The sequence below is a fragment of the Hoeflea sp. genome (genome assembly GCF_984452065.1).
Genome location: NZ_CFHWAF010000113.1, coordinates 1 through 14,533, shown reverse-complemented (window position 1 = coordinate 14,533; position 14,533 = coordinate 1). Strand labels below are relative to the sequence as shown.

Annotated in this window: 15 protein-coding genes, 1 tRNA gene and 1 pseudogene; 10 read left to right on the top strand and 7 right to left on the bottom strand. The window is 59.0% G+C overall.

The window, feature by feature from the left end; translation table 11 throughout:
* Positions 1-780, bottom strand: a 780-nt coding sequence (locus tag AC5E6N_RS18345) for an aminotransferase class I/II-fold pyridoxal phosphate-dependent enzyme (RefSeq protein ID WP_491749167.1), incomplete at its 3' end; no start/stop codon positions are given.
* A gap of 84 nt (positions 781-864) precedes the next feature.
* Positions 865-1,257, bottom strand: coding sequence for a hypothetical protein (locus AC5E6N_RS18340; protein ID WP_491749166.1), 393 nt, complete (start codon positions 1,255-1,257; stop codon positions 865-867).
* A 348-nt stretch (positions 1,258-1,605) separates the two neighbouring features.
* Here AC5E6N_RS18340 and AC5E6N_RS18335 point away from each other — a divergent pair, with 348 nt between their 5' ends.
* The 5 genes and pseudogenes from AC5E6N_RS18335 to radC all read left to right on the top strand — a co-directional run.
* Positions 1,606-3,387 (top strand): PHA/PHB synthase family protein, encoded by a 1,782-nt coding sequence (locus tag AC5E6N_RS18335; RefSeq protein ID WP_491749168.1) that lies wholly within the window; start codon positions 1,606-1,608, stop codon positions 3,385-3,387.
* 54 nt (positions 3,388-3,441) lie between these two features.
* The gene (locus AC5E6N_RS18330) at positions 3,442-4,224 is read left to right on the top strand and encodes a phosphotransferase (protein ID WP_491749165.1); all 783 of its coding nucleotides are present in this window, start codon (positions 3,442-3,444) and stop codon (positions 4,222-4,224) included.
* 60 nt (positions 4,225-4,284) lie between these two features.
* Positions 4,285-4,995: a DNA/RNA nuclease SfsA gene (sfsA, locus tag AC5E6N_RS18325; protein ID WP_491749164.1), complete on the top strand. Its 711-nt coding sequence runs from the start codon at positions 4,285-4,287 to the stop codon at positions 4,993-4,995.
* Positions 4,996-5,004: 9 nt separating this feature from the next.
* Complete coding sequence (gene map, locus AC5E6N_RS18320) at positions 5,005-5,832, top strand: type I methionyl aminopeptidase (protein WP_491749163.1); 828 nt, start codon at positions 5,005-5,007, stop codon at positions 5,830-5,832.
* A gap of 47 nt (positions 5,833-5,879) precedes the next feature.
* A pseudogene (gene radC, locus AC5E6N_RS18315) lies at positions 5,880-6,548 on the top strand (RadC family protein); the annotation flags it as partial.
* Between the two features lie 65 nt (positions 6,549-6,613).
* On the opposite strand, the gene tig reads toward radC, so the two are convergent.
* Both tig and AC5E6N_RS18305 read right to left on the bottom strand, forming a co-directional pair.
* Positions 6,614-8,104, bottom strand: coding sequence for a trigger factor (gene tig / locus AC5E6N_RS18310; RefSeq protein ID WP_491749162.1), 1,491 nt, complete (start codon positions 8,102-8,104; stop codon positions 6,614-6,616).
* Positions 8,105-8,437: 333 nt separating this feature from the next.
* The gene (locus AC5E6N_RS18305; protein ID WP_491749161.1) at positions 8,438-9,631 is read right to left on the bottom strand and encodes a cytochrome P450; all 1,194 of its coding nucleotides are present in this window, start codon (positions 9,629-9,631) and stop codon (positions 8,438-8,440) included.
* Between AC5E6N_RS18305 and AC5E6N_RS18300 the strand changes: the two genes are divergently transcribed.
* Positions 9,630-9,854 carry a hypothetical protein gene (locus tag AC5E6N_RS18300; RefSeq protein WP_491749160.1) on the top strand — a complete coding sequence of 75 codons (225 nt, stop codon included), beginning with the start codon at positions 9,630-9,632 and terminating at the stop codon, positions 9,852-9,854. The genes AC5E6N_RS18305 and AC5E6N_RS18300 overlap by 2 nt on opposite strands.
* 144 nt (positions 9,855-9,998) lie before the next feature.
* Here the strand turns inward: AC5E6N_RS18300 and AC5E6N_RS18295 are convergent, their stop codons facing one another.
* The 3 genes from AC5E6N_RS18295 to AC5E6N_RS18285 all read right to left on the bottom strand — a co-directional run bounded on the left by AC5E6N_RS18295 (position 9,999) and on the right by AC5E6N_RS18285 (position 11,692).
* The gene (locus tag AC5E6N_RS18295) at positions 9,999-10,751 is read right to left on the bottom strand and encodes a BglII/BstYI family type II restriction endonuclease (RefSeq protein WP_491749159.1); all 753 of its coding nucleotides are present in this window, start codon (positions 10,749-10,751) and stop codon (positions 9,999-10,001) included.
* A 5-nt stretch (positions 10,752-10,756) separates the two neighbouring features.
* Positions 10,757-11,383 carry an MT-A70 family methyltransferase gene (locus tag AC5E6N_RS18290; protein ID WP_491749158.1) on the bottom strand — a complete coding sequence of 209 codons (627 nt, stop codon included), beginning with the start codon at positions 11,381-11,383 and terminating at the stop codon, positions 10,757-10,759.
* A 224-nt stretch (positions 11,384-11,607) separates the two neighbouring features.
* Positions 11,608-11,692 (bottom strand) — tRNA-Leu (locus AC5E6N_RS18285).
* A 259-nt stretch (positions 11,693-11,951) separates the two neighbouring features.
* Between AC5E6N_RS18285 and AC5E6N_RS18280 the strand changes: the two genes are divergently transcribed.
* The 4 genes from AC5E6N_RS18280 (at position 11,952) to trmFO (ending at position 14,518) form a co-directional block, all read left to right on the top strand.
* Positions 11,952-12,092, top strand: a complete 141-nt coding sequence (locus AC5E6N_RS18280) for a DUF1127 domain-containing protein (protein WP_491749157.1) — start codon at positions 11,952-11,954, stop codon at positions 12,090-12,092.
* Positions 12,093-12,386: 294 nt separating this feature from the next.
* Positions 12,387-12,527 carry a DUF1127 domain-containing protein gene (locus AC5E6N_RS18275; protein WP_491749156.1) on the top strand — a complete coding sequence of 47 codons (141 nt, stop codon included), beginning with the start codon at positions 12,387-12,389 and terminating at the stop codon, positions 12,525-12,527.
* A gap of 295 nt (positions 12,528-12,822) precedes the next feature.
* Entirely contained in the window at positions 12,823-12,969 is a 147-nt protein-coding gene (locus AC5E6N_RS18270; protein WP_491749155.1) for a DUF1127 domain-containing protein, read from the top strand.
* Between the two features lie 130 nt (positions 12,970-13,099).
* Positions 13,100-14,518: a methylenetetrahydrofolate--tRNA-(uracil(54)-C(5))-methyltransferase (FADH(2)-oxidizing) TrmFO gene (gene trmFO, locus AC5E6N_RS18265; protein WP_491749154.1), complete on the top strand. Its 1,419-nt coding sequence runs from the start codon at positions 13,100-13,102 to the stop codon at positions 14,516-14,518.
* Positions 14,519-14,533: the final 15 nt, after the last annotated feature.

Sequence of the window (14,533 nt, the reverse complement as noted above, 5' to 3'; positions counted from 1 at the left end):
GAGCGCTGCGATGAGCCGTTCGTTGCCGACGGCAAATCCCATGCGCCAGCCCGGCATCGAAAACGTCTTCGACATCGACGTGAACTCAACCGCCACATCGACGGCACCCGGCACCTCCAGCACGGATGGCGGCGGCGTGTCGGTGTAATAGACCTCGGAATAGGCAAGATCCGACAAGATGATGATATCGTGCCGCCGCGCGAAGGCGACCACATCCTTGTAGAAGTCCAGATCCGCAAGATGCGCCGTCGGGTTGGACGGATAATTCAGGATCAGCGCCAACGGCTTCGGGATCGAATGGCGGACGGCACGCTCGAGCGAATAGAAGAAGCTGTCATCCGGCTCGACCGTCATTGAGCGGATGACGCCGCCCGACATGATGAAACCGAACGCATGGATCGGATATGTCGGATTGGGGCACAGAACGACATCGCCGGGCGCCGTGATGGCCTGTGCCATATTGGCAAAACCCTCTTTCGATCCGAGCGTGGCGACAATCTGCGTGTCGGGATCGAGCTTGACCCCGAACCGGCGTTCATAGTAACGCGCCTGCGCCTTGCGCAGACCCGGTATGCCCTTCGAGGTCGAATAGCGGTGCGTGCGCGGATCCTGCACAACCTCGCACAGCTTGTCGACGATCGACTGCGGTGTCGGCAGGTCCGGATTGCCCATGCCCAGATCGACGATATCGGCCCCGGCCGCGCGGGCGCTCGCCTTCAGGCGGTTGACCTGTTCGAAGACATAGGGTGGCAGACGGCGGACTTTATGGAACTCTTGCATATCGACCTCGGTTGCTTCCAGGCGGCGACAGCCGGCTTATGCGCCCATTATGGCACAAAATGCAACAGGAAGCCCGCAACCGGGCTATTGCCCTTCTATCTGCTGCTTGGTTTCAAGGCCGTGGGTATTGGCGATCGACTTCAATTCATTGTAGCGCTGATCGGCCGCAGCGGACGACGCCCCGCTTCCCCGCGCCGAGCGGATCGCGTCCATCTCCGCGAGTATGGCGCGCTTGTCTTCTTCGCTTAACTGCTCCGTCGCGCCCTGCGGCATGATTTCGAAGGTCGGGAACTCGTCATTGCGGGTGGCGCCTTCGTCAACAAAACTGTTGTCGCGCGACGGCTGCTGCTGCGGCCCGGGATCGGTTGCGGAGACGGCATCCGCCGTTGTGCCGGTATCGGCAATGTCGGAAAGCTGTTCGGGGCGCGGCGCGGCATCCTCGAGCGACGCGGAAACGCAGGCGGTCAGCCCGGCCATCGGCACAAACATCGCCGCGCAAACCGATATCCGCAATTTGTCTGTGGGCTTTCCGCGCCTGCGCATGATTCCGCCTTTATCTAAAGTACACCATTGGGAAGCAATTTGTGTTTATTATATTATCGTAGGAATTGCACAATAAAGTGGCCGGGAGGACGGTTGCGCCGAAACGGCCGGTAGCGGGAGGAACCTGTGGCAGAAAAGAAGGCCCGCAAACAGGGCGGAAATTCAAGCGTCGGCAAAGCAAGAAAGCAAACGGCCAAGCGTGCCGAACCCAAAAAGACACGGGCCGCGAAAACGACAACCGATCACAAAGCCAACGAGGCTGAAACCGAAAATCTTTCAGCCATCGAGCCCTTCATCGTGAAGGATCCGGAGGCCATGGCGAGGAACATGGCCCACGTCGTCGAGGAACTCGGCAAGGCGGCGTCCGCCTGGGTTTCGCCGCGCGAGACGGGCGAAAAGAAGGACAGTGTCGCCGGCCCCGCGACGGACATGGTGAAAACTTTCTCAAAACTGTCGGAATACTGGCTCTCCGACCCCAAGCGCGCGGTCGAGGCGCAGACCCATCTGCTGACAAGCTATTTCAACATCTGGTCGAACTCGATCCGCAAGGTTTCCGGCGAAGAGACCGACGACCCCGCCGCCAGCCATTTGGGCGACCGGCGCTTTGCCGATGAGGACTGGCAGGACAACGCCTTCTTCAGTTTTCTGCGCCAGGCCTATTGGGTAACGGCCGACTGGGCCGATAAACTTGTCAAGGACGCCGACGGTCTCGACCCGCACACGCGTCACAAGGCCCAGTTCTATGTCAAGCAGATCACCAGCGCCCTCTCGCCGACGAACTTCGTGCTCACAAACCCGGAAGTCTACAAGGAAACGGTCGCTGAAAGCGGCGAGAACCTGGTCCGCGGCATGCGTATGCTGGCTGAGGACATCGAAGCAGGGCACGGCGATCTGAGGCTGCGCCAGTCCGATTACAGCAAGTTCGCGGTCGGCGAAAATCTCGCCATGACGCCCGGAAAAGTGATCGCCCAGAGCGATATCTGCCAGGTCATCCAATACGCGCCGACCACGGAAAAAGTGCTGAAGCGGCCGCTTCTGATCTGCCCGCCATGGATCAACAAATTTTATATCCTCGATCTCAACCCGCAGAAATCATTTATCAAATGGGCCGTTGATCAGGGTCATACGGTGTTTGTCATCTCCTGGATCAATCCGGACGAACGCCACGCCAGGAAAGATTGGGAGGCCTATGCGCGCGAGGGTATCGGCTTTGCCGTCGACACGGTCGAGAAGGTGACCGGCGAAACCGACATCAACGCCATCGGCTATTGTGTCGGCGGCACGTTGCTGGCGGCGACCCTGGCACTGCTCGCCCAGGAGGGTGACAAGCGGATTGCCTCGGCGACCTTCTTCACCACGCAGGTCGATTTCGTTCACGCCGGCGACCTGATGGTCTTCGCCGATGCCGAGAACATCGATTTCATCGAGGAGAGCATGCAGGAGCACGGCTATCTGGACGGCTCCAAAATGGCGACGGCGTTCAATATGCTGCGTGCCTCGGAACTCATCTGGCCCTATGTCGTCAACAACTATCTGAAGGGCAAGGAACCGATGCCTTTCGATCTGTTGTACTGGAACTCGGACGCGACACGGATGCCGGCGGCCAACCACTCCTACTACCTGCGCAACTGCTATCTGGAAAACAACCTCTCCAACGACCGCATGGTATTGGCGGGCAAGAAGATCTCGCTGAAGGACGTGACCGTTCCGGTCTATAATCTGGCCGCGCGCGAAGATCATATCGCACCGGCAAAATCGGTCTTCATCGGTTGCAATTCCTTCGGCGGCAAGGTGACCTATGTCATGGCGGGGTCCGGCCACATCGCCGGTGTCGTCAATCCTCCGGAGAAGAAGAAATACCAGTATTGGACCGGCGGAAAACCGGTCGGCGACTTCGACAACTGGGCGGCAAAAGCCAAGGAACACCCCGGGTCCTGGTGGCCGCACTGGGATTCCTGGATCAGGAAACAGGACGGGAGCGCGGTCGACGCGCGCGAGCCCGGCGGCGGCAAGCTCAACTCGATCGAGGATGCCCCCGGCAGTTTTGTACGCGTGCGCGTCTGACCGTCGCTTGACGATATCGAAACACGACACATCGGCCTTGATGCGGCAGGCGCAATGAGCAATTCGGAAATTCCGATGACCGGCGGCAACACCAATCAATGTGTTGTCAAAGTGGGAGACACGGTCCGCCGGGCCATGACCCCCGCCAGCCCGGCGATACACGAGCTTCTCAAACATCTGCGCGAGGGCGGTTTTTCCGGCTGTCCGCGTTTTCTCGGCATCGACGGCCGGAACCGTGAAATCCTTTCCTTTATCGAAGGTGAAACCGAACTGCCGCCCGACAACTGGGCGAATGACCGGGTGCTCATCACCACTGCCGGGCTGCTCCGGGACTATCATGAAGCAACCGTCGGCTTCGCCCATGCCGATCACCACTGGACGGCGGAATACCCCGATAAAGCGCGCCATGAGGTCATCTGCCACAACGATTTTGCGCCATACAATCTGATATTCAGCGACGGCATGCCCGTCGCGATGATCGATTTCGATCTCGCCGGGCCCGGGCCGCGCATACGCGACGTTGCCTACGCCGCCTATTGGTCGGCGCCGCTGGCGTTTGGCGCGGGCGACCTGAGACCGCACGCGCTGGCGGATATGGAGCATGGCAGCCGCCGCCTCAAACTCTTTTGCCGCTCATACGGGATCGCGGCTGACGGCGAAGTCCTGAAAATGGTCGCCGAGGTGCTTGACGACATGGCCGATGCGGACCGCGCCGCGCGTCTGGTCGGCAGAGAGGCGACCAGGGCGCTCCGCAACAACGGGCATTTCGACCACTGGTGCGGCGAACGGGAAGCATTTGAGGCACATGTCGACCGATTGATGAAAAACCTTGATTGAGGCTGCATGAATTCCTGCCTGAAAGGTTCCCGCACCGCCCGGCTTGATTTATGAGGAACCATGATTTTCAAGAACACCCTCGTCCCCGCGACACTCATAAAGCGTTACAAACGCTTCCTTTTCGATGCCGAGCTGGAATCCGGCGAAAGGATCACCGGCTCCTGCCCGAACACAGGCTCCATGCTCGGGCTGACCGATCCCGGCTCGCGCATCTGGCTGTCGCTGCATGACAGCCCGACCCGCAAGTACAAACACGCGCTGGAGCTTGTGGAGGCCGACGGAACGACCGTCGGGATCAACACCGGACTGCCGAACAGGATTGTCGAGGAAGCCATTTCCGCCGGCCTTGTCGAACCCTTGAACGGCTATGCGGAAATGAAACGGGAGCAGAAATACGGCCGGAACTCGCGGATCGACATTCTCCTGCAGGACCCCGAGCGCCCGCCGGCCTATGTCGAGGTCAAGAACGTGCACTTCATGCGCACCGGCGGCCTTGCCGAATTCCCGGACAGCCCGACCAGCCGCGGCGCAAAGCACCTTGACGAATTGGGCGATATGGTCGAAGCCGGCAACAGGGCCGTCATGGTCTATCTGGTGCAGCGGGCGGACTGCGAAAGATTGAAAATCTGCCGCGATCTCGATAGCAATTACGGCAAAGCCTTTGACCGGGCCATCGCCCGCGGGGTTGAAGCGCTGGCCATGCGATGCCACATCACCCCGCAGGAAATACGCTTCGACCGGCTGATTCCCGTCGAGGAACCGGGTTTGTGAGGAAAGAGATTGGTTAGCTATATCGACGCCGTCGCGGCGCCAAGGAAAAACAACGGACAGGTCAAGCTGCACGGGCCCGGGGGCTTTGCCGGCATGCGCCAGGCCGGTCAGCTCACCGCGCGCTGCCTCGACGAGCTGGCGGCCCTGGTTGAGCCTGGCGTGACCACGGCGGCAATCGACAAATTCGTATTCGAATTCGGCATGGACCACGGGGCCGTGCCCGCGACGCTGAATTATCGCGGCTACACCAATTCCTGCTGCACCTCCATCAATCATGTCGTCTGCCATGGTTTCCCGAGCGCAAAGCCGCTGCGCGAAGGCGATATTGTCAATATCGATGTCACATACGTCCTCCACGGCTGGCATGGCGATTCAAGCCGCATGTATCCGGTCGGAGACATCAAGCGCGCCGCCCAAAGGCTCATGGAGGTGACGCATGAAGCGCTGATGCGCGGCATAGCGGCGGTCAAGCCCGGCGCCCGCACGGGAGCCATCGGCGAAGCCATTCAGCGCTACGCCGAAGCCGAACGGTGTTCGGTCGTGCGCGATTTTTGCGGCCACGGTCTCGGCCAGCTTTTTCATGATGTTCCCAATATCCTTCACTACGGCCGGGCCCATGAAGGCGTCGAGTTGCGCGAAGGCATGATTTTCACCATCGAACCGATGATCAATCTCGGCAAACCGCATGTGAAGGTGCTGTCCGACGGCTGGACGGCGGTGACGCGCGACCGTTCGCTGACGGCTCAGTATGAGCACTCCGTCGGCGTGACGGCCGATGGCTGTGAGATCTTCACGCTTTCGCCGGCCGGCCTCTTTGCTCCCGGCCTCGATATCTAAGCGATCCGCACGAACAGGAGAAGCCCCTGCCCGAGGCTGCCGACAGCGCCCGACACAAAGGCCACCGAGAGCGGCTGAGGCAGCGTTTTCAGACGGCCGGACAGGCCGCGCTTGCCGACTATGAGCTTCTCGAACTCGTCCTTTTCAGACTCATACCGAGGCGTGACACGAAGCCTGTCGCCAAGGCGCTGCTGGAGAAATTCGGCTCTATCTCGGACGTCATGGGCGCGCCGGAGCACCTTTTGTGCGAGGTTCCGGGCATTGGCGAACAGGTCGCGACAGACCTGAAAGCCATTGCCGCCCTGCAGCAGCGCATGTTGCAGACCGAACTGATCGACCGCCCGCTCCTGTCGTCCTGGTCGGCCGTGATCGATTATTGCAATGCGGCCATGGCGCATGAGCGCCGCGAACAGTTCCGCCTGCTTTTTCTGGACAAGAAAAACCGGCTGATCGCCGACGAGGTGCAGCAGAGCGGAACCGTCGATCATACGCCCGTCTACCCGCGTGAAGTGGTGCGCCGCGCGCTTGAGCTTTCGGCCACGGCCATCATTCTGGTACACAATCATCCATCGGGAGACCCGACACCATCACGTGCCGATGTGGAGATGACCCACCGGATCATAGAAGCAGCCGGCCCTTTGGGCGTCGCCGTCCATGATCACATCATCATCGGCCGTGCCGGCCACGCCAGCCTCAAAGGCCTGTCGCTCATCTAGCGAAAGTCTGGCCTGGGAGATGCGCACAAAAAAGGCCGCATGAATGCGACCTTTTCTGCATCAGCCTATTCGGCGTCGGCAGCCTTCTTGGCGGGTGCCTTTTTCTTGGCGGGCGCCTTCTTGGCCGGAGCCTTCTTCTCGCCGGCAGCGGTCTTGGCAGCAGCCTTCTTCTTCGGAGCCGCCTTCTTACTGGCCGGTTTGGTCTCGGCTTTGGCGTCTTCCTCGTCCTCGGCCATCAGCTCTTCCTTGCTGACCGTTTTGTCGGTGACATCTGCCGAAGCGATGATGTGGTCAATGACCTTTTCTTCGAAGATCGGGGCGCGAAGCTGCGCGACGGCGTCCGGCGTCTTCTGGAAATATTCCATGACCTGGTGTTCCTGGCCGGGATACTGGCGCACCTGCTCAAGGACGGCGCGCTGCATTTCCTCGTCCGTCACCCGGATCTCGGCGTTCTCGCCGATCTGGGACAGCACGAGACCGAGCCGGACGCGCCGTTCGGCAAGCTTGCCGTAATCCTCGCGCGCGGCTTCCTCGGTCGTATCCTCGTCTTCGAAAGTCTTGCCCGACTGTTCCAGGTCCGATGAAATCTGACCCCAGATATTGTTGAACTCCACTTCCCTCAGACCTTCCGGCGTCTCGAACTTGTACTCCTCGTCCAGCGCGTCGAGGATCTGGCGTTTGATCTTCTGGCGGGTGAACTGACCGTACTGGCCCTCGATCTGCTCGCGCACGACCTCGCGCAGCCTTTCGGCAGATTCAAGGCCGAGCTTCCTGGCAAGTTCGTCATCGATCACCAATTCGCCCGGTGCAGCCACTTCCTTCACGGTCACATCGAACGTCGCTTCCTTGCCGGCCAGGTGCGCTGCCTGATAGTCCTCGGGGAAGTTGACGGTGATCGTCTTCTCGTCGCCCGCCTTTGCGCCGACAAGCTGATCCTCAAAGCCGGGAATGAACGTGTCCGAACCCAGCACGATATCGGCATCGTTGTCGGCGCCGCCTTCGAACGGCTCGCCATCGACCTTGCCGACATAATCCATCGTCACGCGGTCGCCATCGGCGGCCTTGCCGGATTTCGTTTCGTAGCTGCGCGCGCTTTCGGCCACGCGCTGGACCTGCTCCTCGACCTCATCGTCGGCAATATCGACGACCTGGCGTTCGAGTTTCAGTTTCGAGACGTCACCCACTTCAAACTGCGGAATGACCTCGTAGGACATGGAGAACTCGAAATCAGCCTTGGCGTCGAGGATTTCGTTCGCCTCGGCCTCGTCTTCCGTCATGGAAATCTGCGGGCGGGTCGCCGATTTTTCGCCGCGCTCGGAAAGAATTTCGGTCGGCTTGTCATTGATCATCTCGTTGACAAGCTCGGCCATGATGGACTTGCCGTAGATCTTGCGCATATGGGCAAGCGGCACCTTGCCGGGACGGAACCCGTTGAGGCGAACCTTGTCCTTGGCGTCGATGAGGCGCTCGTTCATGCGCGTTTCCATGTCCTTGGCCGGGACGACGACTTTGATTTCCCGCTTCAGACCTTCCGACAGCGTTTCTGTAACCTGCATATTCAAACCTTCAATTTCCTGGCCGCCGCAACCGGCATTTTTGCCGGTTATCGCGATGCCCATTTGCCTGCCGAGTGCGGCAGCGATATGTCGCGGCGCAATTGCCGGGGCGTGGTCGGCGCTGCACCATTGGATTTATTGACTTTTTCCGCTTCGCGGCCGCAAAATCTGATGGTTCGGGCGCACTTCGAACGGTTGCCGCCAACGGGCGTTCGCCGCGCAATAGCAAATTGGTTGCAAGCCCGCAATGCAAAACCGCGCGTTCGCGGGCTCCGGCGCATGCAACGGGCCCCCGTCATCATCGCCCGTGGCAGTTTAGCACATGCGCCGACACTATCGCAGGACTGCCGGAAGACGGCTGTAGCCGCGGAAGCGAATCCGGCCGCTGCGTTCGCTGCCCTCGGTCAGTTCGTAACCGGGGAAGCGCTGCAGGAAACGACCGATCGCGATGCGCCCCTCCATGCGCGCAAGGGACAGGCCGACACAGGTGTGTGCGCCGCTTGCGAAGGCAAGGTGCCGGTTCGGCCGCCGGTCAAGCACCATGCCGTCGGGATCCCCGAATTGATCGGGATCGCGGTTGGCCGCGCCGATGCACAAATGCAGGTCCGTCCCCGCCGACACGGTCTCGCTGCCAATGATGACGTCTTCGGCTGCAAGGCGGTTGCCGAACTGATTGGGGCTCTCGAGCCGCAGAAACTCGTCGACCGCAGTCGTGATAAGATCGGGCGTTTCAATGAGCTGCCGCCGCGCATCCCGGTTCTGGTCAAGCAGTCCGAGCGCGTTTCCGATCAGATTGGTTGTCGTCTCATGACCGGCATTCAGAATGAAGATACAGTTCTGATAGAGCTCGACCTCGCTCAGCCCACCATCGACATCCGACTGGATCAGCCGGGTAAGCACATCGACGTCCGGATCGCCGGGCCGGGCGCGTCTCTCAGCGATGATCGCCTTCAAAAGCGCGACGAAGTCCGCGACAGCCCGGTTGCCCCGCTCATGCTGTTGCGGAGAAAGAACGGGCTCGAGCGCGCCGAGGATGGCGAGCGACCACTCGCGGAGCGGTTCGCGCGCGGAACGGGGCAGATCGAGCAGATTGCCGATCACCTCGATGGGAATGGCGCCGGCGAAATCGCGGATGATCTCGACATCGTCCGAGTGCGCTATACGCTCAAGCAGGTCGTCAACCAGCGCGGTCAGACCCGGCTCCATGTGCTTCAGGGCGCGCGGGTTCATCGCTCCGACCATCACCTGGCGCACACGCGTGTGCAGTGGCGGGTCGTTGAAGACGAGCGATGTCGTATGATGCTCGTATAGCGGCGTGTCGACGCCGAACTTCGGCGCAAAGATCTTTTTCTTGTCCGAAATGAACCGCTTGGTATCGCGATACACCGTCTCGAGATCGGCATAGCGCGACAGAATGATCGATCCGTCCGCCTGACGGCAGATTGGCGCATCCTCACGCAGATGACGGTAGGTGGGGTACGGGTCACGTATGAAGTCCGCGTCCGGCCGGGTGAGATCAAACTGCATGCAGGCCTTCCATTGCTCGCGGCGACCAATGCGCCATGCGCAAAGCGAATACAACAGTTTTGATACCGTCAACCGTCCGTTCCGACGGCTGCAGGTCAGTAAACTGCCGGCCAGCCCGCAACAGCTTGAAAACATCCTCTGTGCAGCGCGGACACGTATGTTGCCGGAAACACCGCGGAGAACCTTGACCGATTTGCTGACAATTGATGAGCTTCGGCGCTGATTTCAGCCGCGAATCGAAAAAGAACGCAAGGCTCTCCAACAACGCCGGAGCCGGATGACCTGTTCTTTCGCCTCTATCTGGCAGCCCCCGAGAGATTGATGATAGTTTGTACCGGACACATGGACAAAACTTTTGGATTCTTGATTAGAGCAGGTGTATCTGCGTCGTAGGTGAATCGATGACACACCGGGGCGTTATGCCGATAGCCAAAACGGGACATCCGCCATTGCGTCCCGCGTCCAGACGATACAACAACTTTCCCATCCATGTGGTTGATGCACCAAATTTTTTGTAGACGTCCTCTTGCCCTTCACTTCCATCTTTCTTGAGAACCTTACCGAGCCCTCGAAAAAAGTCATTATCCAGAGATGCGCCGCGCGTCAGAATGATGCCGACGTCAATCGCGCCCGCCTCATAAAACGCGGAGAACGCATACAGGTCGCGATCATAAGTTTGATCCTTACTGTTCCACTCCAGGTCAAGCGCCACCCTACCCTTTACGAAATCGATGCGATGTCCATCAAGATATCCTTCCCTGACATACTCGTGGAGAACGGATTTTTTCTTTTTTGCGTCTAACAGGCGAACATGAAGATCCGCGGAGATACGCGTTTCTGTCCAGTCGCTCGGGAAAAGAGTATCCACATATTTCGCAATAGGACCCTTGCTGCCACCGGGCTGACGAATCATAGCCTTCGTTATGACAAACTTTTCCAGAACGGAGAGAATGAGTTTGAATTCAACCGGAAAACTCGCCGCAAGCACAGCACCGGCATTGCGATAGCTATAAATTTCGAACTTGCTTAGAATCGCCTGTGGAAATACAGCTTCAAGCGTCGTTGCATTATCGGCAATTTTCCCGGTTGAAATGAGGCCGTCATCATCCTCTGCACTCAAAGTCCTCACTCCGCTGCTACAGCAGAGTTGTATTTATACGTGGTCCAGGTTGGCCGGTAATCATCGTCAGCCTGATTTCCCCAAACTGTCCAGGACTCTCGTTTTCCTCTGCCAAACAGCTCCAGATACGGACCAGGACTGCACGCTTCGATTATCTCATACTGTTCATCAGGTTTACGGGAATGCTCTCTTTTTCTTGACGCAAACAAATTCACTTGCCTGCGGCCGGCCTTAAGGGTTCGCGCATTCTTTCCGCGTGTTCCAAAAAGAATTATTTCCGTCACGTTCCGAAAATAAAAGCCTACACCCCGTCCATCAGAACCACCGTCTTTTCGGACCTTGTGCCAGATTATATTGGATTTGTAGGTGAAGCCCCACGCTGTCAGAACTTGGAGCCCATCGGGCAAAAGGGCATTAGGCACCCATAAGTAGCAATGTGCGGTATCCCTAAGGTGATCGCGAACAGGAAGTCTGCAAATTTCCTCCAAAGTAAGCGTCGGGTACCTGGCCAACCGTTTGTGTTCCGGTGCAATTTTCCCTGTTCTGTTTGTAAATCGCCAAGGCGGATCGGCCATCACGGTCGAAAATTTTCGTCCCGATAGAAATGCCTGCAAGTCCTCAACCGCGCTCATTGGCTCCGCTTCTCCCACAAATCCCAAGGGTGTAAATCTGGCTACAGTCATAGCCATCAAACAGCAATTTTGAATGATTCGCATCCGACTTCCCTGTGGAATGTGGGAAGACGATTTGTCGATCTATTCCTGCAAACATCATTCAGTCAGTGTTAGCCATTGATCAGCAATGGAACATAATAAGAACAGAATGGCAATGGGAGCCAATGAGCTTTACGAATTGGTGGTGCGGGCGGAGGGACTTGAACCCCCACGCCTTGCGGCGCCAGATCCTAAATCTGGTGCGTCTGCCAATTCCGCCACGCCCGCATCGCTCCCGGGTATGCCGGTCCATCGCCCGGCCGGAGCGCGCGTTTCTATATCACCGCGAAATTCGCCGTCAAAGCAAAAACCGCAGCGACCGCCCTTTCCTCACCGGGCTCCGTCCTTCGATTTACGCATGGCGCGCTATGCGTCTTGCGCATGGCTCCTATGCTTATATTGCGCTGCACAAATTGCAGTTCCCATCCTATATTTTGACCAAGTGGACAACGCATACGGCGGTGCGGCACATTGAGGGATTGAAGCCATGAATTTGATGCTTACATATCAGAGGTGGCGGCAATATCAGCGCACACGGAACGCCCTTCGTGAATTGGGTGATCGTGAACTTGCCGATCTCGGCATTGAACGCGACAAGATCGATGAGCTCGCTCGCAGAGCGTTGTAAAAGAAGAACATAAGAATTCGCCGGGGCATACTCCTCCTCCCAATGCCCTTGCGATTTGACTGACAGCACTCCTCCTCCCAGCTGTCAGTCGCGTAAAAAGACGCTCGCTGGATCTCCTCCCCCAGCGGGCGTTTTTTATGGGCAACTGCAGCTCAAAAATATGCAACATCTGCAAAAATGCATAGCGAATGTGCATATATTGCACTGCACAATCGCGTGGATCGTACCTATATTGATGTCAACAGATAATGGCGGTGCAAAAACACCGTCCCCACTCAAGTGAAGGAGACAAGAATGGTTTCTTTGAAGCAGTCTTTCGCAAACTGGCGCGCTTACCGCAACACCTGCAACGAACTGTACAAGATGTCCGATCGCGAACTGAACGATATCGGTATCGCTCGCGGTGACATTCCGTTTGTCGCACGCCGCAAATAGGCGGCCAAAACGGTTACCGGACCGAACCTCCTCCCTCGGTCCGGGAATTGGCTGACGGGTTCTCCTCCTCCCACAATTCCGTCAGCCTCTATTCAGAAACGCCCGTCGGCAATTTCCGGCGGGCGTTTTTGTTTGCGGCACACAGTCATCCGGCTGCGGCAACATGTTGAAATTGCGCCTTGAATCACCCGTCGCACTGCACTTATTGCATAGCTGGTTTGACAAAAACCATCTAACTGCCCCGGGCAAAGTCACTACATGGAGCGCACAATACAAGCCGAGGAAGGAGAAAGAAATGAGCATCCTCAAGGACTATCGGAACTGGCGCAAATACCGCCGCACCGTCAACCAGCTGAACAGCCTGTCCGACACCGTCCTGCAGGACATCGGCATCGAGCGTTACGCCATCGACGACTACGCGCGCAAAGCCGCCAGATACTGAGCCATCCGACATGGTGGTTCCCGAAAGCGGGCGCCGACCGGTCCAAGCGCATCCCTCGCGCGCGCAGCCGGTCCGGCGCCCGAATTGTATGCGCCTTTAAGCCTCCCCGCCAAGGTGCTAGAACGGCCGCATGAAGAAGACAGAAAAAAACCTGCACATTGTCGGCGCTGGCCTCGCCGGCTGCGAAGCGGCGTGGCAGGCGGCGCAGACGGGCGTGCCGGTCGTTCTCCATGAGATGCGGCCGCAGCGCGGGACGGATGCCCACAAGACCGACGGGCTCGCCGAACTGGTCTGCTCCAACTCCTTCCGCTCGGATGACCATCAGGCCAATGCCGTCGGCGTGCTGCATGAGGAAATGCGGCTGGCGGGATCGCTCATCATGGCGAGCGCCGACCGTCATCAAGTGCCGGCCGGCAGCGCGCTCGCGGTCGATCGCGACGGATTTTCCGATGCCGTCACGCAAGCGCTCCACCAGCATCCCCTGGTCTCCATCGAGCGTGCCGAGGTGACCGGCCTGCCGCCTTCGGACTGGGAACGCACGATCATCGCGACCGGCCCCCTCACCGCACCGTCCCTGGCCGAAGCCATCATCGAGGAGACCGGCGAAGAATCGCTGGCTTTTTTCGACGCCATCGCACCCATCGTCCACTTCGACAGCATCGATATGGACACCTGCTGGTTCCAGTCGCGCTACGACAAGGTCGGGCCCGGCGGAACCGGCAAGGACTACATCAATTGCCCCATGGACGAGGCGCAGTACAACGGTTTCATCGACGCCTTGCTTGACGGCGAGAAAACGGAATTCAAGGAGTGGGAGGGCACGCCCTATTTCGACGGCTGCCTGCCGATAGAGGTCATGGCCGAGCGCGGCCGGGAAACCCTGCGCCACGGGCCGATGAAGCCGATGGGACTGACCAACGCCCACGCTCCGGACATCAAACCCCATGCCGTCGTGCAACTGCGCCAGGACAACGCGCTCGGAACGCTCTACAACATGGTCGGTTTCCAGACCAAGCTGAAATACGGCGCGCAAAAAGACATCTTTCAGATGATACCGGGGCTGCAGAACGCCGAATTCGCGCGGCTGGGCGGCCTGCACCGCAACACCTACATGAACTCCCCGCAACTGCTCGACCAGTCTTTGCAGCTCAAGACCTTGCCCGGCCTGCGCTTCGCCGGCCAGATCACCGGCTGCGAAGGTTACGTGGAATCGGCAGCGATTGGCCTCCTGACGGGGCGCTTTGCGGCTGCGGAGTTGCTCGGCGGCAAGCCGTCCCTGCCACCGCGGACAACCGCGTTCGGCGCGCTTCTCGGCCATATCACCGCCGGACATCTGTCGTCCGACGAAGAGCCGGGAAAGCGGTCGTTCCAGCCGATGAACGTGAATTTCGGCCTCTTCCCGCCCGTTGAGATCGTCAGGCCGGAAGGTGTCAAACGGTTCCGCGGCAAGGAAAAGGCGCTCGCCAAGAAGCGCGCCATCGCCGCCCGCGCTCTTACCGATTGCCGGCATTGGCTCGGCCTGGCGGATACGTCAGCGGCAGCCGAATAGGAGGCCTCCGTGAGC

What these genes read in the sequence shown, in the direction of transcription:
- AC5E6N_RS18275 (WP_491749156.1), top strand. Translation starts at nt 12,387, where the DNA reads ATGGTTTCTTTGAAGCAGTCTTTCGCAAACTGGCGCGCTTACCGCAAC.
- AC5E6N_RS18305 (WP_491749161.1), bottom strand. Translation starts at nt 9,631, where the DNA reads ATGCAGTTTGATCTCACCCGGCCGGACGCGGACTTCATACGTGACCCG.
- AC5E6N_RS18270 (WP_491749155.1), top strand. Translation starts at nt 12,823, where the DNA reads ATGAGCATCCTCAAGGACTATCGGAACTGGCGCAAATACCGCCGCACC.
- trmFO (WP_491749154.1), top strand. Translation starts at nt 13,100, where the DNA reads ATGAAGAAGACAGAAAAAAACCTGCACATTGTCGGCGCTGGCCTCGCC.
- tig (WP_491749162.1), bottom strand. Translation starts at nt 8,104, where the DNA reads ATGCAGGTTACAGAAACGCTGTCGGAAGGTCTGAAGCGGGAAATCAAA.
- AC5E6N_RS18300 (WP_491749160.1), top strand. Translation starts at nt 9,630, where the DNA reads ATGCAGGCCTTCCATTGCTCGCGGCGACCAATGCGCCATGCGCAAAGC.
- AC5E6N_RS18290 (WP_491749158.1), bottom strand. Translation starts at nt 11,383, where the DNA reads ATGAGCGCGGTTGAGGACTTGCAGGCATTTCTATCGGGACGAAAATTT.
- AC5E6N_RS18280 (WP_491749157.1), top strand. Translation starts at nt 11,952, where the DNA reads ATGAATTTGATGCTTACATATCAGAGGTGGCGGCAATATCAGCGCACA.
- sfsA (WP_491749164.1), top strand. Translation starts at nt 4,285, where the DNA reads ATGATTTTCAAGAACACCCTCGTCCCCGCGACACTCATAAAGCGTTAC.
- AC5E6N_RS18330 (WP_491749165.1), top strand. Translation starts at nt 3,442, where the DNA reads ATGAGCAATTCGGAAATTCCGATGACCGGCGGCAACACCAATCAATGT.
- AC5E6N_RS18340 (WP_491749166.1), bottom strand. Translation starts at nt 1,257, where the DNA reads ATGGCCGGGCTGACCGCCTGCGTTTCCGCGTCGCTCGAGGATGCCGCG.